A 22,543-nucleotide genomic window follows, 5' to 3' on the forward strand; every position below is an offset into this window, starting at 1 on the left:
AAGGCCCGTCGTCCCCGCGCGGCGCGTCACGCCACGCGAGGACGAGCCATCATCACTGGATGAGCATCGGGCAGTTCCACGGCGCCGAGGCGGGCCCGCCCCGCTCGGTGCACAACCAATCCGACATCAACGCGGCGTCACCGCTATGAACCACCAGGCGCTCTTCTTCGCCGAGGTTCACCTTCTTCATCAGCGCGTCGGGATCCTCGAGGAACGCAGCCAGACGGGACGGATCGAGGGCCATATCGGCCAAAAACCGACCAAGAGAAGCTTCCATGGGGGCTCCTACGTGTCGTGCGGCTCTGAATCGACGATGACTCCATCGCCCAATTCGAGTGGGACGACAGGCCGGCAGTGCTTTCAGTTTACGTAGGAATGCTCGCGCCAAGCAAGCATTTTCTATGTGGCGGGATCTTGCTGGGTTGGCGCAGGGCGCGCCGCGCCCCCGGGGCGGATCAGAACTCGGCGGGATCGGAGTGCGTGCCCATCACCTCGCGCAGGACGTCGCAGATTTCCTGCTCGGTGCAGTAGGCCTTCGCCGCGGCAATGATCGGAGGCATGAGGTTCGACGTGCCCCGCGCGGCCTCGCGCACGGCCGCGAGCGCCTCGCGCACGGCCGAAGCGTCGCGGTTCGCCTTCACCTTGGCGAGGTTCTCGCATTGCGTGCGCTGCACCGCCTCGTCGATCCGGAGGAGCGGGATGTTCTTCTCCTCCGACGCGACGTACTTGTTCACGCCGACGACCACGCGCTGTTCGTCCTCGATCTCGCGCTGGAAGCGATAGGCCGAGGCCGCGATCTCGCGCTGCGGATAGCCCTTCTCCACGGCCGCGACCATGCCGCCCATCTCGTCGATGCGGCGGATGTAGTCGAGCGCCTCGGCCTCGAGCTTGTCGGTCATCCATTCCACGTGATAGCTGCCGCCGAGCGGGTCGATCGTGTTCGCGACGCCGCTTTCCTCCGCGATGATCTGCTGCGTGCGGAGCGCGATCGTGACCGACTCCTCCGTGGGCAGCGCGTACGTCTCGTCGAGCGAGTTCGTGTGCAGCGATTGCGTGCCCCCGAGGACGGCCGCGAGCGCCTGCAGCGCGACGCGCACGACGTTGTTGTACGGCTGCTGCGCCGTGAGCGAGACGCCGGCCGTCTGCGCGTGCGTGCGGAGCTTCAAGCTCTCGGCCTTGCGCGCGCCGTACCGCTCGCGCATGAAGCGCGCCCACATGCGCCGCGCCGCGCGGAACTTCGCGATCTCCTCGAAGAAGTCGTTATGGACGTCGAAGAAGAAGGAGAGGCGCGGGGCGAAGTCGTCGACGTCGAGTCCACGCGCGATGCCGCTCTCCACGTACGCGAGGCCGTCCGCGATCGTGAAGGCGAGCTCCTGGGCGGCCGTCGCCCCGGCTTCGCGGATGTGGTAGCCGCTGATCGAGACCGTGTTCCAGCGCGGGACCTCGCGCGCGCAGAACTCGATCATGTCCGTCACGATGCGCATCGCCGGCCGCGGCCCGACGACCCACGCGTGCTGCGCGATGAACTCCTTCAGGCAGTCGTTCTGCACCGTGCCGCCGATCTTGTCGCGCGGGATGCCCCGTTTGTCGGCGAGCGCGATGTAGAAGGCGAGCAGCACGACGGCCGGCCCGTTGATGGTCATCGAGGTCGTGACCTTGTCGAGCGGGATCCCGTCGAAGAGGACCTCCATGTCGCGCAGCGTGTCGACCGCGACGCCGCACATGCCGACCTCGCCGAGCGAGCGGGGCGAGTCGGAGTCGTATCCCATCAAGGTCGGGAAATCGAAGGCGGTCGACAGGCCCGTCTGGCCCTCGGCGAGCAGATATTTGAAGCGCTGGTTCGTCTGCTCGGGCGTGCCGAAGCCGGCGAACATGCGCATCGTCCAGAGCTTGCCGCGATACATCGTCGGCTGGACGCCGCGCGTGAACGGGTACTCGCCCGGCAGGCCGAGGTCGGCCTTGTAGTGGATGCGTTTGTCGACCGGCGTGGCGACGTCGAGGACCTCGAGGCCGCTCCAGGTGGTGAACTTTTGCAGGCGCGGGCGCACCTTGCGTTCGGCCTCTGCGACGGGGCCGATGCGCCAAGCCGCGACCGCCGTGCGGAGCGCGCGCAAGCCCTCGTCGTCGAGCCCCAGGCTCTCCCCACCGCCGCCGTTCGTGAAGCGCCGCTCGTCGGAGTCGAGCGTGCGTGCGTCGTCGTGTGCCATCGATCGCGAACCTCGCGGGCGCAAATGTAGCGCGCGAAAGCCCGGCTTGTCTTCTTCCTGCGGCGCTACATGCAGCCGGTCGGCTTGAACACGTCGGAGGCGACGGTCGTGGCGCCGACGTCGAGGCTATCCTGGATGGTCGTCGCGATCCGGATGCCCGCGGGCAGGCAAAGCGCGTCCTGCGTCTCCTGCGGGATCGTCTTGTCCCAGTGGTCGAAGAGAAGGTCGATCGTGACCTCGCTGTCCGGCTGCACCGTGACGGGGAACTCTTTGTTGGAGATGAGCGACAGGCCCGACACGACGGACTGCTGGTTCGGCGCGTCGGTGATCGCGACAGCGCCGATCTGCACGGTGCTCGGCCCACTCGCGCGTGGTCCGAGCGCGAGCGTGAGCTTGAACGAGCCGGTCACCGTGCCACCGAGCACGCCGGGCTCGACGTCGGCGGTCGGCGCCTCGATGCGCGGCTCCACGAAGACGACGTCCTCGTTCTCGCCGATGCAGCCCACGAGGATCGAGGAGAGCGCGAGGACGAGGGCAGGAAGGACGCGGGGGTTCATCATGACGAGACGATAAATCAGGGCGCCGGCGAGGAGATGCCCTTCGATCGCGCCTTCTCGCAGCCGAGCTCGACGCCCGTGGGCCCCGCGTCGGTGCGGACGATCTTGAACTCGACGCGGCGGTTTTTCTCCCAGGCGACGGCGTTGCTCGCCGGGTCGACCGGGCAGTACGGGCCGTAGCCCAGGGCGCGCAGGCGGCTCGCGTCGACGCCGCGCTCGATGAGCGCCTTCACGACGGACTCGGCGCGCGCCTGCGTGAGCTTCACGTTGGCGAACTCGGCGCCGCGCACGTCGGCGTGTCCTTGCACTTCGAGGAGCTTCAAGCTCGGGTTGCCCTTCAGCGTGGCGGCGACCGCGTCCACGATCGGGAACGACTGCGCGAGGATCTCGGCGCTGCCCGTCTTGAAGAGGATCTTGTCCAGGATGAGGACGTTGTTGTCCTGCACGATGACGCTGCCCTTGTCGGGGCAGCCGTCCTCGTCGTCCTTGCCGTTGTACGTCTCCGGTTCGTCCGGGCACTTGTCGGTCGCGTCGGGCTTGCCGTCGGCGTCGTTGTCCTCCTCGGGGCAGCCGTCGTCGTCCTTGAAGTTGTCCTTGTCCTCCGGCGTGTTGATGCACTTGTCGCGCACGTCGGGGATGCCGTCCTCGTCGTTGTCGTCTTCGGGGCAGCCGTCCGTGTCCTGGAAGCCGTCCTTGTCCTCGGGTTTGTCCGGGCATTGGTCCTCGGCGTCGAGGATCCCGTCGCCGTCGCGATCGCCGCTCCGGACCTGGATGGGCTCGTCGACCGGATCGTCCTCGGGGCAGCCGTCGGTGTCCTCGTCGCCGTCGCGGTCCTCGGGTTCGTCCGGGCACTGGTCGACGTCGTCGGGGATGCCGTCCTTGTCGCGGTCCTCTTCGAACGGCTCGAAGACGAACGCGAGCATGCCGCGCTGCGAGGCGGACTGAAAGCCGGGCAGGTAGCCGACGCCGCCCGCGAGCGAGAGGTACGAGTTTTTCTGGATGAAGACCTTGAAGCCGCCGAGGACCTCGGCGCTCAGGCGTTGCTTCGCGTCGGAATTGCCGCCGAGGAGGTAGCTCGCGTAGGTCTCGGCCGTGATGTCGAACTTGTCGCCGATGCGGACGCTCGCCGCGAAGCCGCCGGTGCCGAGGTTTCCGTACTGGAAGACGCCCGATTTGAGCTGCGCGAGCCCGTCCTTCCCGAGGCCGAACGTGGCGTTCTCCCCGGTGTGGCCGCGGTAGCCGCCGTTCAGGCCGAGGCGCACGACGTTCGTCTTGCCGAACTGCTTCTCGACGATGAGCTGGGGCCAGTAGAAGAAGCCGGGATCGGCGGCGAAGTTGCTTTGCCCGCCGATGCCGAGGCCGCCTTGCACGAGCAGGGCGAGGCCGATGGGGCCGTCGGGCGAGAGGAGGCGGAGCTTTCCGTGGACCGCGATGTGGCCGAGGGCCTGCGCGGTGAGGCCGTCGTCGTCGTAGTTGCCGGCGGCGCCCGGGCCGATGTCGGTGACGCTCGTGCCGTAGTTGAGGACGACGGGCGCCGAGAGGCCGAGGACGAGCCGATCGGCGATGCCGTAGTTGAAGCTCAGCGTGCCCTGCAAGGCGTGGTCGACGAGGTAGTCGGCGCCGTGGCCGGGCGCGAGCGCGAGGAGGTTCCGGCCGTAGTCGAGGACGAGGCCGAAGCTGATGGCCCCACCGGGCAGGACACTCGCGCCGTTGACCGCGAAGAAGCCGCGCGAATCGACCGCGGGCCGGAAGAGGTGCAGGTCGGCGCCCTCGCCGTTCGACGCCGGGATGCGATCGGTGCCGGTGGTCTGCGCGAGCGCGGGCGCGGCGGGTGCGAGGAGCGCGGAGAGCGCCACGAGCGTCGCGACAGGGCGGCGACGCAGGCCGGAGAGCAAGCCAAGGGTCGTCATGAGTCGGACCTCGTCAGGCGAATCGTGGAGCCGCGATTTCGCGGAAACCTGAAAAACTCGTATCACCGGCCCAAAACAACTGCAAAAGGATCGCAAGGATCTCGCAGACCTCTCCGTCCACGTTCTCCGTCGATCTGCTACGGTGCTCGGCCGTGCGCTGCCCTCGCTTCTTCGCACGTCGATCGCTCGCAGCCGTCGCGGGCGCGATGACGATGGCCTGCACGGCGAGCGCGAGCGCCCAAGGCAAACCCACCCTGAGCGGGTCGTGGTCGGCGAGCGGCGTGTCGGAGAGCTGGTCGTTCGACAACTGGGTCGATGCGTGCGGGCCGAAGCCACGCGGCCAGGGCGGAGGCGGCGGGTCGGTGCAGATCCGCGAGCAAGGCGGAGAGCTGTCGATCGTGGGCGCGGGGCGCGCCTGGAGCACGGCCGAGTGCTGGGAGCAGGGGCCAGGGCTCGGACGCGTGAGCCACTCGCAGTCGGGCGGCGGGCGGTTCTGGCGGACGCGGTGCAGCGCCTCGAACGAGAAAGAGCGCGTCACCGTCACGACGACGGTGTCGGCGACGGACACGTCGATCGCGATGCAGGAGACGTCGGAGCACAAGGTCACGGCCGAAGGCGTGACGTGCACGGCGACGGCGAGCCGGTCGCGATCGTTCGGGCTCGTGAAGCGCGACGGCGAAGAAGCCGCGCCGAGCGCATCGGCGAGCGCGTCCGCGAGCGCAGCTCCTTCGAGCCCACCCCCGAGCCCATCCGCGAGCGCCGCCGCGAGCGCCGCGGCCGCACCGAAGGCGCCGCCGAAGGTGTGCAAGGTGGCGGGAGATCCGGCGCGCCTCGAGGTGTACCCGGCGAGGAAGACGCTGCGGCCGGGGGATCGTTTTTCCTTCCGAACCGTGGTCACGGACAGCGAAGGCTGCGCGGCCTGGGTCAAGCCGACGTGGGCCGTGACGCCCGGGCCCTTCGCGGCGAAGGTGACCGTCGACGGGAGCGGGACCGTCACGGTGGCCGAAGGCGCCGAGGAGGGGCAGGTCGAGCTCGTGGCGACGGTGTCCGGCAAGGGCGCGGCCGTCGCCGTGGAGATCACGAGCCCGACGAAGTACGACGCGCTCCTCTCGGCAGGCACGCTCGATCCGCAGGGGCCCGAGCAGGGCGCGGTCGCCGTGATCGCCACGGGCGCGGTGGGCGGACGCAAGGGCGTGGCGGACGACGTGGGCCGCGAGCGGAAGCAGACGTTCGTGGCGATCGTGATCGGCCTCGCCTTCGCCCTCGGCTTCGCGGGGCTCGTGCTGATGCGGCGCGGGCGGAGGCCGGCGGAGGCGGACCCGGAGACGGAAGCCGAGCCGAACGAGGAAACGCAGGCGGAAGGGGAAGCCGAGGCAGACGCGGAGGCCGAGGCAGACGCGGAAGCCGAGGCGGAGGCGGCGGAGGCAGTGGCCCCGGCACGATCCTCCCCTACCCCCGCGCGGGCGCCGGCCGGGAAGGTCTGCCCGACGTGCGGGGAGCGCTACGGCGCCGAGGCGCAGTTCTGTGGGGCAGACGGCACGACGCTCGTGCCGCTGAACCGCTGAACTGCTGACGCCTGGTCGGGTAGATCCGGCAGACTTGCTCGCACGTCGGAACGAGCATCTGTAGGTAGCTTGATCGTCTTCGTGCGAAACCGTTATGCTTTGTGACGGCGTACGGAGAGCCGGTAACGACCGGACCGCAGGTCCTCGGCGAGAGAGCAAGACGATCGTTCGTGCACGTGCGCGAGACCCGGAAGGGCAGCTTTCCCCATGAAGATTACGTGTCAGTCGTGCCAGGCGAAGTACACGATCGCCGACGAAAAAGTCGTCGGTAAGACCGTCAAGATCAAGTGCAAGAAGTGCGGCTCGGCCATCGTGGTCAACGCGAACGAAGCCGCGCACGATGCACACGGCCAAGGTGGCTACGAAGAAGACGACGACGGGGCGACCCGCGTCTTCGGCAATGATCCGAGCGCAGCCGCAGCAGGCGGCGGCGGCGGCGACGAGTGGACGGTCAACGTCGCCGACGACGACCAACGCACGATGTCGACCGCCGCGATCGCGGCCGCCTACGCGTCGGGCACGGTCACGAACGACACGTACGTCTGGAAGGACGGCATGTCGGACTGGCTGCCGGTGTCGCAGGTCGCGGAGCTCATGTCGGCCGTGGGCCGCAGCAGCGGCGTAGCGGCCGCGCCGCCGCCCGCAGACGACATGAACGCGACGCTGATGATGCCCGAAGGCGCGGGCGCCGCGCCCGCCGCGCGCAACCAGGCGGCGGCGCGAAAGACGGGCGGTCGTCAGGATCTCTTCGGTTCGTCGAAGGGCGAGCCGGAGCCCGCGGGCAGCGTGCCGCCTGCCGCGGGGCCGAAGGGCAACCAGGTCGGCGAGCGCAACGAGAACTCGGTGCTCTTCTCGCTCTCGGCGCTCACCGCGGCCGAGAAGGCCGCCGCGAAGGACGAGCCGAAGAAGAAGGACAGCCGCGGCGGGCTCGACGACATCATGAACCTCGGCGGCGGCGGACTCGGCGGTCCGATGCTCGCGCCGCCTCCGCTCATGGCGCCCGTCGTGGAGCCGCCTCCGCAGCCGATGATGGCCTCGATGCCCGGCATGATGACGGGCACGCAGATCCCGCTGACGGGCACGCAGCTCCCGCTGACGGGCACGCAGGTGCCGCAGGTCGTGATGGTGCAGGTGCCCGAGCAGAAGAAGAGCTCGGCGGGCCTCATCGTCGGCATCGCGCTCGGCGTGGTGGTCGCAGGCGCGGCCGCGTTCTTCCTGCTGAAGGGGCAGCCGCAGAACACGACGACGACGGAGAACACGGTGACGAGCGCGGCGCCCACGACGTCCGCCGCGCCCACGGGGCCCACCCCGACGCCCACGGACACGATCGCGGCGGCGCCTTCGACGACGACGAGCGCGGCGCCGACCACCGACACGACGAAGGCCGGTTCGAGCGGCGGCGGTCCTGTCGTGGGCTCGGGCGGCACGGGCCCGAAGCCCAACAACACCGCAGCGCCGACGGCGACGACGGCGGCGCCGACGACGACGGCTGCGCCCACGGCCGAGCCCCCGCCCGCGGAAGGCGGCAAGGAGTTCAACCGCGGCGCGGCCTCGTCTGCGCTCGGCTCTGCGGCCGGCGCGGCGAAGAGCTGCAAGACGGCGGACGGCCCGACGGGCACGGGCAAGGTGAAGGTGACGTTCGCGCCGAGCGGCAACGTGACCTCGGCGCAGGTGCAAGGCCCGCCCTTCGCGGGCACCTCCGTCGGCGGCTGCGTGGCCGGCGTCTTCCGCGGCGCGCGCGTCCCGCCCTTCGACGGCGCGCCCGTCAGCGTCACGAAGTCCTTCACGATCAATTGACGGCCCAGGGCTCGCAAACGCGGGCCCTTCCCCGTACCCTCGGCGCCATGTCCCAACGCCGAAGCTTCGTGCACATCGGCCTCGGTGCGCTCGCCGTGGCCGGCATCGCCCTCCTCAGCGCGTCGTGTGTCGTGAAGTCTCCAGGCAGCGTCGCCTGCGGCGAGGAGCAGCGTCCGACCATCGACTGTTCGAGCGAGACGGCGACGGGCGACATCGGCGTCCTGAACCTGGCCTCGGACAGCGCGACGTTCGAGGACGTGGCGATCCGCCGCATCTCCGCGGAGACCGAGAAGTACGTCGCGGCGCACACGCGGCTCTGCCGGGACTACAACGCGTGCGCGATCGACAAGGCGAAGTACGACGAGGAGAAGAAGGCGCTGCTGAAGCTCCTCACCCCGGTCAGCGCGATGATCGCGGCGGTGAAACAGGCGTCCTCGGAGGAGGAGCGACAAGCCGCGCTCGACGCGCTCTACCAGCACACGGTGCCGGAGGCGGAGCGCAAGGAAGAGCTGACGCTCACGCTGTCGATGGAGGCGGAGCTGCCGGAGAGCGCGGGCGGCGGCGTGCGCACGGTGAAGCCGGACGAGCCGCTGCCGACGAACACGCGCGTGTTCTTCAAGGTCGACGTCAAGCCGCGGGCGTACGTCTACATCTTCCAGAACAACGCGAGCAGCGGCCTCACGGTGCTCTTCCCGGACGAGCGGATCGGCACGAAGAACCCGCTCGACGGCAGCCACGAGGCGCGCATCCCGAACGGCGACCTCAGGTTCCGTTTGAACGAGAAGGACCTCGGCTTCGAGGACATCTACATCGCGGCGTCGCGCACGCCGCTGCAGAACCTGGACGAGGCGCTCGCGCGCGTGCGTGACGGGAAGGTCACGCGCATCAAGGACGACAAGCTGCTCGACGGGATGAAGCACCTGCCGGTCGAGCATGTGGCCGGGAAGAAGGACTCGAAGTGCCGCGACGTCGGGCTCGAGCGGTGCCCGCGCATCCGCGGGCTCGAGCTCGACCTCGGCGGTGCGTCGGGCAGCAAGCCGGGGTTCAAGCCCGCGTCGTTCGTCGCGCGCACCGAGCCTGGAGACGGGCTCATCATGAAGGTGTTCTCGTTCGAGCACACGAACGAGGGCGGGGCCTACAAGGATGCAGCGGCGAAATACGCGCGGCTTCCGGCGCCGAAGACGCGTGGCGGGCTGCTCATCGAGCGTGCGCGCACGCGAGGTGGCCTGCTCATCGAGTGACCGGGGCGCCGTCCGGCGTGCCCGCCTCGACGAGACGCCGCGCCTCCTCGAGCAAGCGCCGCGTAGGCGCCCGGAGCGATGCTCCCCGGTCCTCGACGCGACGCACCACGTCCCCGAGCCTGGCCATCACGGCAGCGGGCTCGTTCGTCGCGGTACGCGCGAAGTGAAGCGCTGACCAGATCTCGGCGCGAACCACGAAATCCGCGTCGCCGGTCGCCTCTGCGCGAGAGCGGGCCAGATCGGCGTCCTCGATCGACGATGGGTCGCCGAGCCGTGAGCGGATCTCGGCGCGACGAAGGAGCGATACGATCGCGTGGTAGTCATGCCCGCCTGCGAGGGCGAGCGCGATGGCCTCGTCCGCAGACGCCCGCGCGCCCTCGAGATCGCCGGTCTGGAGCATGGCATCCGCGCAGAGCGACTGCGCGGCCGAGAGCACGACGTGATCACCGGCCGCCCGCGCCGTCTCCGCGGCGAGCTTCCCGGCGATGGCCGCTTGTGTCGGATTGCCCGCGCGGAGGAGCGTCGCCGTGAGGTTGGTGAGGACCTCGCGGTGCAGCGTCCCGAACTTGAAGGTCCTCGCTCGCTCCGCGATACTTTCGAAGAGCGCGATCGCAGCTGAGAACTGGCCTGCGTTCGCGTGCGCGATGGCGAGGTAGCTGTCGGCGTCGAGCTCGGCCCAGGGCGAGTGGAGCTCCCGCGCCGCCGCGCGCGCCATCTCGACGGCCCGAACGAGCCGCCCCTGATCGCTGGGATCGACCTCGATGATCAGGTCGAGCCGCATCGCGAGCGCGCGGTACTGCAGGTCGAGCGACGCGTCCCTCACGAGCGCGATCGCCTCTTCGGCCAGCACGAGCCCGCGTCGCCCGCGCACGAGGCGCGCCACGGCGAGCCGCGTCTCGACGCGGAGCACGAGGTCGCCGTGCGCGTCCGCGTCCGCGACGAGCGAAGGATCGTGATCGGACGGTAGATGCCGGAGCGTCGCGGCGATCGCGAGCGTGAGCACGCGTGCTTCCAGCCGCACGCCCATGTCCGCGACGCCATCGAGGTGGATCTTCTCCAGTCGATCTTTCGCCTCGGCTGCGCGACCCGCGCGGAAGAGCGCATCGACCACGCGCAGCTCCGCGCGCGCGCGCTCGGCCCCCTTCGCCATCTGCGCGAGTTTCTCCGCGAGCTCCATCGCCCGTTCGAACTCGCCGCCCGCGAGCGCCTTCGCCACGGCCTTGCCGAACCAGCGCGCGGCCTCCTCGCGCTCGCCGAGCGTCTCGTGGCCCGCCGCGAGGAACGCCGCGTTCTCCTCGGCCACCTCGCTCCGCCCCACGGCTTCGAGCAGGCTCCGGTGGACACGCCGGAACCACGGCTTCTGCCGCACGTCGTCGAGCGCCGCTTGCCGCACGATCTCCTGCGCGAACCCGTGCTCCTGTCGCTCGCCGCGCACGATGAGCAAACCCGACTCCACAAGCAATTCGAGCGCCTGCTCCACGCTCCGCGCGCTCGTCCCTGCGCCCTCCACCGCCGCGACGAGCTGCTCCACCGGCAAACCCGAGCCGTAGAGCGCGACGCACGCGAGCACGTGCTGCGCGGCCCGCTCGCCGTCCGATCCCGGATCGAAGAACGAGTCGAGCCGCGCGCGCAAAAGATCCCGCACGCCCGGCACCGAGGCGCGCAGGATCGACTCGTCGCGCGGCCGCCACGCGGCTTCACGCCAGACGAGCGAACCCGTCTCGTTCCACACGAGGAGCGGCTGCACGAGGAAAAACGGCACGCCGCCCGCGCCATCGACCACGACACGCTCGATGTCCTTCGCGATCGGAGCGACGTTCTGCACGAGCGCGGAGGCGTCCTTCGCGGAGAGCGCGTCGAGCATGACGCGCGTCGCGCCCGCGCCGTTGCCCTGCTCGACGCGCCCCACGAAGCGCCGGAGCGCGACGCTCGGGTTCGGCTCGTCCCGCACGGTCACGATCACGAAGAGCCGCCCGCGTCCCTTGCGGATCGCTCGATCCGTCAGCATGCGCAAGAGCCCCTGCGTGTGCTCGTCCGCCCACTGCGCGTCGTCCATGTCGAGCACCGTGGGCTCCTCGAGGCTCGCCTCCACGAGCGCCTCCTCGATCGCCTCGATCGACGCCTCCAGCGCGGCGCGCGTCATCGCGGCCTCGACCGACAGAGCGCGCGCGATCGCGTCGCGCATGCGCTCGAGCCCCTTCATGCCCTCGATCGCGGTGCGCAGCGCGCGGAGCGGCGTCGTGCGCTCGACCGAGCAACGCGCGTCGATCACGCGCCCGAAGCCGTATGCCGCGGCCGCCGCGACGATCTCGTCCGCGACGCGCGTCCTGCCCACGCCGAACGATCCCGTCACGAGCGCGACGCGCACGCTGCCCGAAGCGGCCTCCTCCGCGGCGCGCACGAGCGCCTTCACCGCCGCTTCCCGGCCGACGAGCCGTGGCCTGTCCGTCAGCTCCTGCGGCGCGTTCTTGTCCTCGCCCACGAGCTTGCGAATCGCGCGGTCGATCGGCTGGTGCTCGCGGTGCTCGCCGATCTCCGGATCGGTACAGCGCCACGGCTTGCCCGGCGCGTGCGGGCCGTCCGCGAAGAGCAGCCGCTTGTCGACGAGCGGCAGGTACGGCGACACGGGCATCCACGTCCCGTCCTCGCGCACCACGTACGCGACGCCCGCCTCGACACCCGCGGGAAGCGCGCCCTTCGTCTTGCGCCAAACCCCGCCCCGGAGCGGCGTGCCCATGCGCGCCTCGTACGTCGGCGGATCGAGCGACACCACGCACCGGAGCGAGAGCGACAGGAGCGCCTCGGTGTTTTCGAGCAGCGCCATCAGCTTCTCCAGCGCGTTGTCGCCGGAGCCGCCGCGATGGATGAAATCGTTACGAGCAGAAACGAGCTCGGTCAGCGGGCGTTGTGAAGTGAACGCGAGCATCTGCGCCAGCGTTGGATCGTGGGACTTGAGCGCGTTGCCGACGGTGCGCGTGAGCTCGCACCACATCCCGTCCGAGATCCGCGCCGCGCGCGCGAGCGCCTCCGCCAGCGGCCTCGGCGCGGCCGCGCCGCCGAGCTTCGCCACGAGCGCCGCGAGCCCGACCGAGAATCCATAACGAACGATGCCGATCCCGAGCTCGAAGAGCCGCTTGCGCACGCCGGTCGCGTCCCCCTCGGCCCGCGCGATCTCCACGCCGACCGCGAGCGTGGCGACGGGCTCGGGCATCGCCGCGATACGCCCCGCGAGCTCGTCGAGCATGTCCTCGTCGAGCGGCTTCGGTGGCCGCAGGCTGCGGAAGGAGCGTCGATCCGCGTCCTCCTCGTCGGCGGGGCGATCGTCGCGCGCCTCGTCCGGTGCCTTGCCTTCATCCAGGGGTTCGACCACGGCGAGATCGTAGCGCGTAACCGCCTTCGCGGCGGCAGAACACGCCGTAAAATCAGGTCGTTGGGTGCCCCACGAGGTCCTCGACCTCCTCGGGACGGAAGCCGAGCATCACGGGCTCGGGCACGAGCCGCACGCCGAAGCGCGTGAGCACGCCGTCGCGGATGCGGCGCGCGAAACGAAGGATGTCCTCGGCCGTCGCGCCGCCGCGGTTGACGATCGCCAAAGCGTGACGCGTCGACAGGCCGACCGGGCCGTCGCCCGTGCCCTTCTTGAACCCAGCGCGCTCGATGAGCCACGCAGCAGGAATCTTCACGCGACCCGGGCCCGCGACGAACCGCGGGAGCGTCTCGCCAGGCTCGAGCACGTTCGCCGCCTCGATGCGCGCGCGGGCCTCGGCGAAGGCCGCCTCGTCGAGCGTCGGGTTCACGAAAAACGAGCCGGCGCTGCGCGCGTTCTCGTCGCCCGCCTCGACGAGCATCGACTTGCGGCGACGCAGCTCCAGCACGGCTTTGCGCACGTCCACGAGCGAGGGCGAAGGCGCGGCGCCCGCGTCGCGCATGTACCGATCGAGCTCCGCATACCGCACGGCCGCCGAGCCGCCGCGCTGAAGGGAGAACGTCACGCCGACGATCACGAACCTGCCGCTCGCCCGGCGCTTGAAGACGCTGTCGCGGTAGCCGAAGCGGCAGCCGAGCCGATCGATGCCCACCGTCGCGCCGCTGCGCCGATCGATGCCGTAGACGAACGTGATCACGTCGCCCGCCTCTTGGCCGTAGGCGCCGATGTTCTGGATCGGCGCGGCGCCCACGTCGCCCGGGATGCCCGAGAGGCACTCGAGCCCGGCCCAACCTTGCTCCACGGTCATCGCGACGAGCGCGTCCCACGGCTCGCCCGCGCCCGCGCTCAACGTGACCCGATCGCCCTCGATCGCGTGGTTCACGCCGGAGACCGCGACCCGCAAGACGAGGCCGTCGACGCCGCGATCCGCGACGAGCACGTTCGAGCCGCCGCCGAGCACGGTGACGTCGAGGCGCTGGCTGCGCGCCCACTTGAGCGTCTCGTGCACGGCCTCCTCGGTGCGCGCCTCGACGTAACGCGCGGCCGGGCCGCCGACGCCGAGCGTGGTCCGCGGCGCGAGCGGTACGTCGAAGAGCATGCCCTCCGGCGCGCGCGGCGGCACTTCGGGCGGCGGGGGACGAAGGGTCCGCATGCTAGGGCGACACCTTCACGCGCGTGCCGGCCAAAAAGCCGTCGTCCACGGCGCGCACGCGCTCGACGAAGCTGTCGTACTCGTTCGCCGACACCGTCCCCGTCGGCAGATCGAGCAGGAACGCCTCCTCGATCACGCCCTCCTTGTACGTGCCCTCGCGCGACGCGGAGAAGCCGGCCGCCGCGATCTTCACCGACGACGGCGCGCGCGCGATCGTGGCGCCCCTGGGCAGCTCGATGCGACGACGGACGCGATACTGGAGCGGCCTGTCGATGGTGAGAGCGCTCTCGCGGCCCGCGCGCGACGCGTAAAACGAAGCGAGCGTGCTCGAGAAGCCACGCGCGAGGTGCATGGGCTCGAGGCCCGGCAAGAGCCACGTCTTGCCGTCGCGGGTCTCGGGCTGCGAGTAGCCGAAGATCGCGATCTTCGCGCGCACCGACACCTCCCACGAGCCCTCGCTCGATCCGAGCTCGACGTCCTCGACGTCGGCCCAGGGCACCCACGTGAGCACCACGTTGCGCAGCATCTCGCGCCGATCCGTGCCGACGACCGTGTCGAGCGAGTCCGCGAGCGACTGCGCCTCGCGCCCGTGCAGCGCGATCGAGAAGCTGCCGCGCGCGACGCCCGACGCGTCGAGCGCGAGCCGGATCTCGATCTCGTCGCCCTTCTCGCTCGCGTCGCCCTGCACCGTGACGAGGCTGCCGTCGGGCAGGATCGCGTTCCTGCCGCGCAGCTCCGGGCTCACGCGGCCCGGAGGCAAGGGCGGGCCGTCCACGTCCGCGTCGATCCAGAGCTCACCCTCGGGCAAACGCGCGACGACGAGCGGATACCGGAAGCGGCCCACGTGCGGCGGGAAATCGGCCGCGCCGCTGAACGGCTCGGTCTCGGCGATCGCGAGGCGCGCGTCCACGCCGAGCTCGCGCAGCGCGCGCCACACGACGAGCGCGCGGCTGCCCTGACCAAGCTCGAGCACCGTGCGCGCCGTCGTCTGCTGCGGGCCCGTGCCGTACATCGCCGACACGTCCGACAGCTCGCCGCCGCCGGGCACCTTCACGCGCTTGCCGACAGCGGTGACCACGCGCTCGACGAGCGCGCGCGAGGGCGCCGTGACGGTCCCCGCGGCCTCGCGGGCGAACCGCGCGACGTACGGATCCTTGTCTTCGAGCGCGCGGACGTGATCGTCGAGCAAGCGCCCGAGGTTCGCCCACGTCTGCGTGCCGAAGCTGATCGTCACCGACTGTTCGAGCCGCGGCACGCCGTCCTCGATGCGCCGAGGCTCCTTGTTCTCGATGCGCCAGACGCGGATCTCGTCGCCCTTGTCCGTACGAACCTGGGGCTTGCCGAGCAAGGGATGCGACCAGAGGCCGAGCGCGAGCGAGGCCGGGCGGCGCAGCTCGATCTCCGCCTCGCGCACGCCGGTGCGGGCCGGCAGGAGGTCGGGCCCGTCGAGCACGATCTGCCCGCCCGCGTCCGGCACCACGAACCCTTCGAGGATCTGCTCGACGTAGTCGCCCTTCTCGAGCTCCGAGAGATCGCTGTGGCTCTGCGCGGCCATCGCGACCTGATCGGGCTCGACCACGCGGCCGTCGCGCTTGTGGATGCGGCGCCGGAGCAAGCGCTGCGCGGCGTTCGCCTCGATCGCGGGCCCGTACGAGACCGCGCCCTCCGCGACGTCCGTCGTGCCCGACACGCGCCGCAGATCGTAGACGAGGTACCGGAGCACGCCGCCCGCATCGAGGGCGTATCGCTCGACGTGCCGGAGCACCGCCGTGCCCGCGCCGGGCATGACGTTCGCCGCGCGATCCGCCGCCACGAGGCGCGCGCCTTCGGCCTCCAGCTCGCGCGCTTGATCCGGTTCGAGCGCGAGGATCCGGCGCAGGATCGGGATCGCGTACGGCGCGTCGGCCGCGACGCGTTGATCCCGTTCGAGGCGCGGACGCACGAGGTCCGATCGGTTCTTGCCGGCGGCGAAGCCGAGCGCGTCGAGCAGCCGCCTGCGCGCCGGCGGCGCCGCGTCGTAGGCCGCGATCGCCGCGTCGAGATCTCCCGCGAGCACGTGGAGCCCGACCTCCGTGTCGCGGAACGCGTCCGCCGCCGAGCGCAGGCGCCGCACGCGGCCGAGCTCTTCCAGCGCCGCGCGTGTGTCGCCGCGCTGCTGATGCGCGTACATGCACGCGAGCTCCGCGCGGCTCGTCCCTCCCGTACAAGCGGCCTTCACCGCGTCGGCGCCCACGCGCCCGTGCAGGTACGTGTCGACCCGCGCGAGCAGCGGCGATCCCGGCACGGCCGTCTCCAGCGCGCGGTACGCCTCCTCCGCGACGTCGAGCATCTCCCCACGCTTCGCGGCCGCCGCCACGTACGTGAGCGTCATCGGATCCGTCACGGCCTTCTCCGCCGCGGGTTTGTCCGCGGCTTGCCCCGGCGCCGGCGGACGCACGCCGAGCTCGCCGAGCGCGTCCGTGAGCCCCTCGACCGCGCGCCTGCGCTCCGTCAGCGCCGCGCGCGTCACGAGCGCCTCCCAGGCCTTCGGCCAGCCCGCGAGCGTCTTCTCCGTGTAGGCGCGCAGCCGCTCGATTTGCTTCGAATCCGGAAGATCCCCGGCCTTCGCCGTCGCGCGCGCGGCCAGCAAGAACGCGCGCGGGCTGCTCGTCTCCGGCAGACCTCGCTCTTCCAGGAGATGCTCGGCCACGCGCGCCTCCCCGAGCCCGAGCAGCGCGGCCGTCGTGAGCGCGAGCGTCGCGTCCCCGGGCCTCGCCGCCGCGATCTCGATCGGCGTCGCGCCCGAGGCCTTGCCGACCGTCGCCACGTCGCCCGCCTTTGGCGCGCGCAGCGGCAAGGGCAGGCCGTCGTCGCCCCACACGTCGAGCTCGATCTGATCGCCGTCGCTCATCTGCCCGACCCGCACGACCACGCGCGCGCGCCCCGCGGGGAGCGAGACGCTGCCGAGCCGCGTCACGGCCTCGTCGCCGGCCTCGAAGCCGCGGCGCAGCACGCGCGTCCCGGCCACGTCGACGACCGCCGCCGACCTCGACGCGAGCGACAGATAGATCTTCTGCTCACGCGGGTTCTCGATGTCGACCACGAGCGCGCGCACGCCGGGCAGCGAGAACGTCGCGTTCACGTCGAGCGCGCACGCGTCCGCGCGCACCACGTGCGGCGTCACCTCGGCGAAGAACGGCCGCGCGCCCGGGTACGTCGCCCCAAACGCGCCCGTCGGCGTGACCTGCGAGGGCTCGGCCAGGCCTCGAAGCGCGGCGAAATCGAGCGGCGCGACGAGCGCCGCTTCCCGCGCGCATCCGCGCCGCTCGCCCCACACCATCGCCGCCTGCTCTTGCCCCACGTACATCGCGAGCTCGTGCAGCGCCGTCGCCAGCATCCCGCGCATCACCGGCAGCACGCCTGGATCGTCGCCTTGCGCGAGCCGCTCGCCGGCCGCCGTCCACGCGCCGCGCAGCCGCTCCACGACGACGGGCATCACGTCGCGCGAGCGAAACGCGACGGCCTGCTCTCCGGGCAACCCGAGCGCCTCGACCTCCCGGAACGAAAGCGCGTCGAGCGACGCGACGACCGTGGCGAGCGCCTCGGGATCACGGCCGTTCGCGACGGCGCGATCGATCGCGTCGAGGTACTTCGCGGACGCGAGCGGATCGGCCGCCTCGGCGTCGAGCGCCTCGACGAACGACTCCGCGAGCTTGGCGGACGGCGGAGCCTGCGGCGCGACGGGCGTCGGGCCAAGACAAGCGGCGACGAGGAGCGCCGCGGAGACGAGCCCGAGGCGGGCAGAATGAAGGCGCATCGGCGGATCCATGCTGCCTCATCCACGCGCGCTTGGCACGCGCGGCGAGGTCGTCATGCCGCCGGCGATTCTTCGTACACGCGCACGCCGTACTTCTCCATGCACCAGAGCAGCCCGATGACCAGGCTCCGCTTGTCGTCCACGAACGAAGGTTTTTTTCCTTCGAATGCGTGCCCCACGAACTGGAAACCCCAGCCGACGGTGAACATTGCCCCCGCGAGCGGGAGGCCGACGAGCGTCGCGCCCACGGGGAAGCTCAGCGCGATGAGGGGGATGCCCACCTTGTGGCAAGCCTGGTTGCGCGGATCCTGGTGATCGTCCTGGTATTTGTGGAGGAGCCGGGTCCACTCGGCGTTCAGGGAAATCATGGTCAGGGCGCGGAGACTACCACGTCCGCCCCGCGCGCTGCCCCCTCCGTGACCCCGGGCCGTACTTCCGCGCCGGCGTCCCCGAAGGCGGCTCCACCCCCGCGAGGAGCTGCGTCGCCTCCTCGCTCATCGCCGCGCCCTCGGACGCCTCGCCGCTCGTCGTGAGCGCGTCCCCGAGCCGCCAGAGCGAGTCGGCGAGCTGGTAGCGCACCTCCGCGTTCTTCCCGCTCGCGGCGTAGAGCTTCCGATCGATCGCCACAGCCTCGCGATACGCCGCGACCGCCCCGATCACGTCGCTCGCATGCACGCACGCGTCGGCCAGCCGCTTCAGCGAATACGAGACCTCGCCGAGCGCCTCCGGCCCGTCCCCCATCGCCGCGAGGACCCGGCGCCTGAGGAGCAAGCACTCCGAGAACGCGACGGCCGCGTCCGCCGGCTTGCTCGCCGCGAGCCGCGCGTCGCCGATCCGCTCGAGCGCGTCCGACAGCTCGAACAGAGCGTCCGGCCCCTCGTCGCCCTGCCGCATCGCCCGGATCGCCCCGAGCGCGAGCTCCTCGAAGCGCGTCGCCGCCACGTGCTCGCGCCGCTCCCGCGCGACCCGCGCCGCCAGGCAATACCAGGCCGGCGGCACCTGCCCCGGCATCCGCGCCCCGTACATCGCGATCGCCTTCTGCGCGTGCACCGCGGCGCGCGACAGATCCTCGTTCTCCGCCTCGATCTCCGCGAGCACCGCGAAGACACGCGCCTCGTCGAGCGCGTCGCCGCGCACGCGGAGCAGCGTCGCCGCCTCGTCGGCCGCGTCCTTCGCGTCCTGCAGCCGGCCCTGCTGCAAGAACCCTTCGGCCGCGTCGACGAGCGCGTGCGCGCGGGCCACCTCGGCGCGCGGCGGCGGAGGCGGCGGCGTCGGCCTCGAGCCCATCGACGCCGCCGACAGCGACACCGCGGGCATCGACGGCGTCGACGCGCGCGCCGAGTTCTCGGCTTGCCAGACCTTGAGCCGCTCCGGGTTCTGCGAGATCGCCACGAGATCGTCGGGGTCGACGGACGCCGCGCGCATCGAGCTCGTCGACGGCCGCGACCCGCGCACCGGCGGCGGCGTGCTCGGACGCACGGCGCCTGCGCTCCGCGGCGTGATCAGGAAGGACATCGCCTTCACCTGCCAGAGATCGGGCGCGGCCTTCGACACGGGATCCACGACGCCCGGCGGCGCGGCGAGCACGATGCCTCCGAGCAGGACGCCGCGCAGCTCCTCGAACAGCGCCTCGATCTCGATCACCGTCTGCTCCCAGGCGCGCGTCCACGGCGTCTCGAGGGCGCCGGGCGCCTCGGCGTGGAGCGCCTCGATCCAGACGAGCGACGCGCTCGCCAGGCTTCGATCTTCGAGCAGCCGCGTGGGCAAACCGAGAAGCTCCTCCGGCGTGCTCGGCACGAGCGTCACCATCGCGTGACCCTCGCCGGTCACCTGCCGCTCGACCCGCTCGCGCAGCGTGCGCAGCTCTGCCGGCACGGGGGAGAACAGGAAGCCGACCCAGAACCCGATGACGTTGTCGACGCGGTCGCGGAGGTACTCCCACGCCACTTCGCCACGGATCGCCGGTGCTTTCGGCGGCGGCCCTTCTCCCTGTCCCCAGCCTGCCATCGGTTCGTGACCGCGTGGCCGCCCATCGAGCGGCCTTTCGGCTCCCGCGGAACCTTATCACCATCGGGGCCGCGTGGGCCTCTCGCGCACGCGAACCTTTACGCCCTCGCCCACCTTGGCCTACCCTACGAACACCTCATGGCGCGCCGAGTCACACGATTTCTTTCTTCCGTCCCGTACGCGGGGCTCGCGTTCGTCCTCCTCGCCTCTGCGTGCGGCGGACAGCAAACGCAGACCACGACGAAACCCCCGACGAATACGAAAACCGAGGTCACGGAGCCCGAGGACGACGGCCCTGCGCTCGGCCCGCTGACGCTCACCCTGCCCGACGCCGCGGGCTCGGCGTGGGTGGGGCAGCGCGGCAACTACGTCGACACGCTGAGCGGCATCTGGGGCCTCGACAAGCTCGTGATCGCCGTCGGCGGCGGCGGAACGATCCTGCGCAGCGAGGACGCCGGCATCAACTGGACGCGGCAGGCCTCGCCGAAGGACGCGTGGCTGCGCTGCGTCTGGGGCAGCGGCCCGGACGACATCTACGTCGTGGGCGGCAATGCGATCATGCACTCGACGGACGGCGGCATCACGTGGTCGCCGCAAAAGGTCCCCATCACGGGCACGTTTTTCATGGCCGTCTGGGGCAGCGGCCGGGACGACGTGTACGTCGTGGGCGGGGACGGAAACATCCTGAACACGACGGACGGCGGCAAGACGTGGAAGCAAGACACGAGCGGCGTGGTCGGCACGCTGTACGACGTCTGGGGCAGCGGCGCGGACGACATTTACGTCGTGGGGCAGGCGAGCAAGGACGGCGCGCCGATCGTGTTGCAATCGAAGATCGGCGGACACCTCTGGTCGAAGCTGCCGGTCGACACGCTCGACTCGCCGCTGCGGCAGATCGACGGCGCGAGCGTCGATTACCTGTACGCGGTGAGCGCGAAGGGCACGGTGTACGAATCGAACGACCGCGCGGCGACGTGGAAATCGATCGGGAGCTTCGACGGCGACGAGCTTCTCGGCATCCGGGTGGTGGGCAAGGGCGACCTCTACGTGGTCGGCCGCAACCAGCAGTTCCAGCACACGACCGACGGCGGCAAGACCTGGAAAGACGAGCTCAACTGGCCCCACGGCGCGGCCGCAATCCAGGGCATCTGGGGCAAGGGCAAAACCGAGCTTTTCCTGGTCGGCGAAGGGACGCTCGAAGCTGGGCAGAAGGGGAGTCTGGTTCGGCGGAGGTAACGAATCCTTGGGGCGCGCGCCCTAGCGCCGCAGCCGCTCGAGCTCGGCGCGCATTTGCGCGAGCTCCCCTTCGAGCGCCTCACGCGCCGCGCGCTCGGCTTCGCCTTCGGTGGGGAACAACGTCTCCCCTTCCGCCCCGGTGGCAAGCCTGAGCCGCATGGCGCTCCCTTCCCCCACGGCGCGCAAAAAGCATTCGAGCTCGGCGCTCCACACCCGATCGGCGTTCGTCGCCTCGACGACCACGAGCCTGCCCGTCTCGTCGCGGCGATGCACCCGAAACCGCGTCCGCCCCGAGGCCACGTCCACGTACGGATCGAAGACCACGAGCTCGCGCGTCCCGAGCTCGTCGTACCGCTGCGGCGCGTGCACGACGTCCTTCAGGTCATTCTCCTCGGCCATGATCTCGACGGCGAAGCTCGGCGCAGCGCCCGCCTCCCAGAGCTTCCAGCACCGCGGCGCCAGGTCCGGATCGATCCCGGGCATGACGTACACGTCGGGCGCAGCGACGGCCTTGGGGTTGCCTTTGAGCCAGTAGATGAACTGATCGGCGCCGACGAAGGCCCGAACGCCCTGCGTGGCAAGGAACCGCGCGAGCAAGGGCCGCAAGAGCTCGGCAATGCGACGCATCAACGGGCTCTCGCCCAGGTCGCCCGGGTAATCGACGAGGTCGTCCGGATCATCGAGGCCGTGCCGTTGCGCCGTGCTTGCCATGACGGCCGAAGTCTAGCGCGTGCAGCGGCGTGGAGGGAGGGATGGTCAAGAAAAACGTTTTACGAGGAACGATCCGTCAGCCGTTCGTGGCGCTCACGGGAGCGGCTTCGCCGGCAGGAGCCGCACGCTTTCGCGGCCGCTCTTTCCATTGCGCGAGCGGCGCGAGCAACCTCTCCGCGAGCGCCGCCGTCGCCGGCTCGCTCTCCCGCACGTACGCCGCCACGCGCAGCACGTAGCTCCGCAACACATCGAGCGCCGTGGCCTGGGCTTTCCCCACGCCGGGCAGCTCCGACACGGGCCGGGCCTTCGTGATCCCGAGGGCCTCGCCGTAGGCCTCGTGCGCGAGCGTGAGCTCGTCGAGGAAGGGCTTGCCGCCGAGTTTTTCGATGACCGCGCCGAGGGCCTTGTCCTTGATGATCCGCATCCGGATCTCGGCCTCCTGCCATTCGTCGGCCGCGCGGAGAGTGAGGAAACCGAGGCCCTGACCAAAAAGCGCCTCGTACACGAGCTCGGCGTCGGCCGCCTCGGGGTGCCTCTCCGGGGGCAATCGCTTGAACGAGAGCAGCCAATCCGAGAGCGCGCCGAACGCATTGTCTTCGATGCGATCGGCCGAGCGGACGACGGGCGGCATGTCGCCCTCTCCCGCGGTGCGCTTGCCGAGCTCGACCTGGAGGGCCTCGTGCGCTTCGCCGAGGTCGTTCCGATCGGCAGCAAGCGAAGCCGGGAGCATCTTTTCACGCGCAGCGGCTTCGAGGAGCTCGGCCATGAGCCGGGCCGTGGAGAGGGCCGTCATGCGAGGCAATGCGACGAGCTTTGCAGGCGAGAAGGAGCGGGCCATGAGAATCCTCCTCCCAGGGCAACCCCGGGGGACGTGGTGAGTGAGGCGCGCGTAGGACGGTCGCGACGGAAAATTCTTTCCGTCGGATTCGTGCGAGG

15 protein-coding genes are annotated in these 22,543 nt (G+C 70.8%); 4 read left to right on the top strand and 11 right to left on the bottom strand.

The annotated features are described in order from the left end of the window. Positions 1–52: 52 nt before the first annotated feature. The 4 genes from QHF85_RS30280 to QHF85_RS30295 all read right to left on the bottom strand — a co-directional run bounded on the left by QHF85_RS30280 (position 53) and on the right by QHF85_RS30295 (position 4,674). Positions 53–277: a hypothetical protein gene (locus QHF85_RS30280; RefSeq protein ID WP_281330837.1), complete on the bottom strand. Its 225-nt coding sequence runs from the start codon at positions 275–277 to the stop codon at positions 53–55. Positions 278–455: 178 nt separating this feature from the next. Next, positions 456–2,207 (bottom strand): methylmalonyl-CoA mutase family protein, encoded by a 1,752-nt coding sequence (locus QHF85_RS30285; protein WP_281330838.1) that lies wholly within the window; start codon positions 2,205–2,207, stop codon positions 456–458. 65 nt (positions 2,208–2,272) lie between these two features. Continuing rightward, positions 2,273–2,767, bottom strand: a complete 495-nt coding sequence (locus tag QHF85_RS30290; RefSeq protein ID WP_281330839.1) for a hypothetical protein — start codon at positions 2,765–2,767, stop codon at positions 2,273–2,275. Between the two features lie 14 nt (positions 2,768–2,781). Beyond that, on the bottom strand, positions 2,782–4,674 hold the full coding sequence (locus QHF85_RS30295) for an OmpA family protein (protein ID WP_281330840.1): 1,893 nt from the start codon (positions 4,672–4,674) through the stop codon (positions 2,782–2,784). Positions 4,675–4,826: 152 nt separating this feature from the next. Between QHF85_RS30295 and QHF85_RS30300 the strand changes: the two genes are divergently transcribed. The 3 genes from QHF85_RS30300 (at position 4,827) to QHF85_RS30310 (ending at position 9,277) form a co-directional block, all read left to right on the top strand. Further along, complete coding sequence (locus tag QHF85_RS30300) at positions 4,827–6,239, top strand: hypothetical protein (protein WP_281330841.1); 1,413 nt, start codon at positions 4,827–4,829, stop codon at positions 6,237–6,239. A 207-nt stretch (positions 6,240–6,446) separates the two neighbouring features. After that, positions 6,447–8,036 (top strand): zinc-ribbon domain-containing protein, encoded by a 1,590-nt coding sequence (locus tag QHF85_RS30305; protein WP_281330842.1) that lies wholly within the window; start codon positions 6,447–6,449, stop codon positions 8,034–8,036. Positions 8,037–8,083: 47 nt separating this feature from the next. Beyond that, the gene (locus QHF85_RS30310; protein ID WP_281330843.1) at positions 8,084–9,277 is read left to right on the top strand and encodes a DUF4384 domain-containing protein; all 1,194 of its coding nucleotides are present in this window, start codon (positions 8,084–8,086) and stop codon (positions 9,275–9,277) included. Here QHF85_RS30310 and QHF85_RS30315 read toward each other — a convergent pair. From QHF85_RS30315 to QHF85_RS30335, 5 genes are read right to left on the bottom strand one after another with little or no spacing between them, the layout of a single operon-like run. Then, positions 9,267–12,647 (bottom strand): AAA family ATPase, encoded by a 3,381-nt coding sequence (locus tag QHF85_RS30315; RefSeq protein ID WP_281330844.1) that lies wholly within the window; start codon positions 12,645–12,647, stop codon positions 9,267–9,269. The two genes, QHF85_RS30310 and QHF85_RS30315, sit on opposite strands and share 11 nt — an antisense overlap. Before the next feature lie 52 nt (positions 12,648–12,699). Then, on the bottom strand, positions 12,700–13,857 hold the full coding sequence (locus QHF85_RS30320) for a UDP-N-acetylmuramate dehydrogenase (RefSeq protein WP_281330845.1): 1,158 nt from the start codon (positions 13,855–13,857) through the stop codon (positions 12,700–12,702). Position 13,858: 1 nt separating this feature from the next. After that, positions 13,859–17,653 (bottom strand): hypothetical protein, encoded by a 3,795-nt coding sequence (locus QHF85_RS30325; protein ID WP_281330846.1) that lies wholly within the window; start codon positions 17,651–17,653, stop codon positions 13,859–13,861. A 53-nt stretch (positions 17,654–17,706) separates the two neighbouring features. After that, positions 17,707–18,021 carry a DUF962 domain-containing protein gene (locus QHF85_RS30330; protein WP_136970144.1) on the bottom strand — a complete coding sequence of 105 codons (315 nt, stop codon included), beginning with the start codon at positions 18,019–18,021 and terminating at the stop codon, positions 17,707–17,709. A gap of 16 nt (positions 18,022–18,037) precedes the next feature. Further along, positions 18,038–19,660: a hypothetical protein gene (locus QHF85_RS30335; RefSeq protein ID WP_281330847.1), complete on the bottom strand. Its 1,623-nt coding sequence runs from the start codon at positions 19,658–19,660 to the stop codon at positions 18,038–18,040. A gap of 138 nt (positions 19,661–19,798) precedes the next feature. On the opposite strand from QHF85_RS30335, the gene QHF85_RS30340 reads away from it, so the two are divergent. After that, the gene (locus tag QHF85_RS30340) at positions 19,799–20,896 is read left to right on the top strand and encodes a YCF48-related protein (protein WP_281330848.1); all 1,098 of its coding nucleotides are present in this window, start codon (positions 19,799–19,801) and stop codon (positions 20,894–20,896) included. A gap of 21 nt (positions 20,897–20,917) precedes the next feature. Here the strand turns inward: QHF85_RS30340 and QHF85_RS30345 are convergent, their stop codons facing one another. Continuing rightward, positions 20,918–21,607 (bottom strand): Uma2 family endonuclease, encoded by a 690-nt coding sequence (locus QHF85_RS30345; protein ID WP_281330849.1) that lies wholly within the window; start codon positions 21,605–21,607, stop codon positions 20,918–20,920. Positions 21,608–21,683: 76 nt separating this feature from the next. Continuing rightward, entirely contained in the window at positions 21,684–22,445 is a 762-nt protein-coding gene (locus QHF85_RS30350; RefSeq protein WP_281330850.1) for a hypothetical protein, read from the bottom strand. Positions 22,446–22,543: the final 98 nt, after the last annotated feature.

Source organism: Polyangium sp. 6x1 (assembly GCF_029946515.1).
GTDB lineage: Bacteria > Myxococcota_A > Polyangia > Polyangiales > Polyangiaceae > Polyangium.

Bases quoted from the DNA above. Each gene is read 5' to 3' on its own strand.
- QHF85_RS30280 (WP_281330837.1), bottom strand. From the start codon at position 277: ATGGAAGCTTCTCTTGGTCGGTTTTTGGCCGATATGGCCCTCGATCCG.
- QHF85_RS30285 (WP_281330838.1), bottom strand. From the start codon at position 2,207: ATGGCACACGACGACGCACGCACGCTCGACTCCGACGAGCGGCGCTTC.
- QHF85_RS30290 (WP_281330839.1), bottom strand. From the start codon at position 2,767: ATGATGAACCCCCGCGTCCTTCCTGCCCTCGTCCTCGCGCTCTCCTCG.
- QHF85_RS30295 (WP_281330840.1), bottom strand. From the start codon at position 4,674: ATGACGACCCTTGGCTTGCTCTCCGGCCTGCGTCGCCGCCCTGTCGCG.
- QHF85_RS30305 (WP_281330842.1), top strand. From the start codon at position 6,447: ATGAAGATTACGTGTCAGTCGTGCCAGGCGAAGTACACGATCGCCGAC.
- QHF85_RS30310 (WP_281330843.1), top strand. From the start codon at position 8,084: ATGTCCCAACGCCGAAGCTTCGTGCACATCGGCCTCGGTGCGCTCGCC.
- QHF85_RS30320 (WP_281330845.1), bottom strand. From the start codon at position 13,857: ATGCGGACCCTTCGTCCCCCGCCGCCCGAAGTGCCGCCGCGCGCGCCG.
- QHF85_RS30325 (WP_281330846.1), bottom strand. From the start codon at position 17,653: ATGCGCCTTCATTCTGCCCGCCTCGGGCTCGTCTCCGCGGCGCTCCTC.
- QHF85_RS30330 (WP_136970144.1), bottom strand. From the start codon at position 18,021: ATGATTTCCCTGAACGCCGAGTGGACCCGGCTCCTCCACAAATACCAG.
- QHF85_RS30335 (WP_281330847.1), bottom strand. From the start codon at position 19,660: ATGGCAGGCTGGGGACAGGGAGAAGGGCCGCCGCCGAAAGCACCGGCG.
- QHF85_RS30340 (WP_281330848.1), top strand. From the start codon at position 19,799: ATGGCGCGCCGAGTCACACGATTTCTTTCTTCCGTCCCGTACGCGGGG.
- QHF85_RS30345 (WP_281330849.1), bottom strand. From the start codon at position 21,607: ATGGCAAGCACGGCGCAACGGCACGGCCTCGATGATCCGGACGACCTC.
- QHF85_RS30350 (WP_281330850.1), bottom strand. From the start codon at position 22,445: ATGGCCCGCTCCTTCTCGCCTGCAAAGCTCGTCGCATTGCCTCGCATG.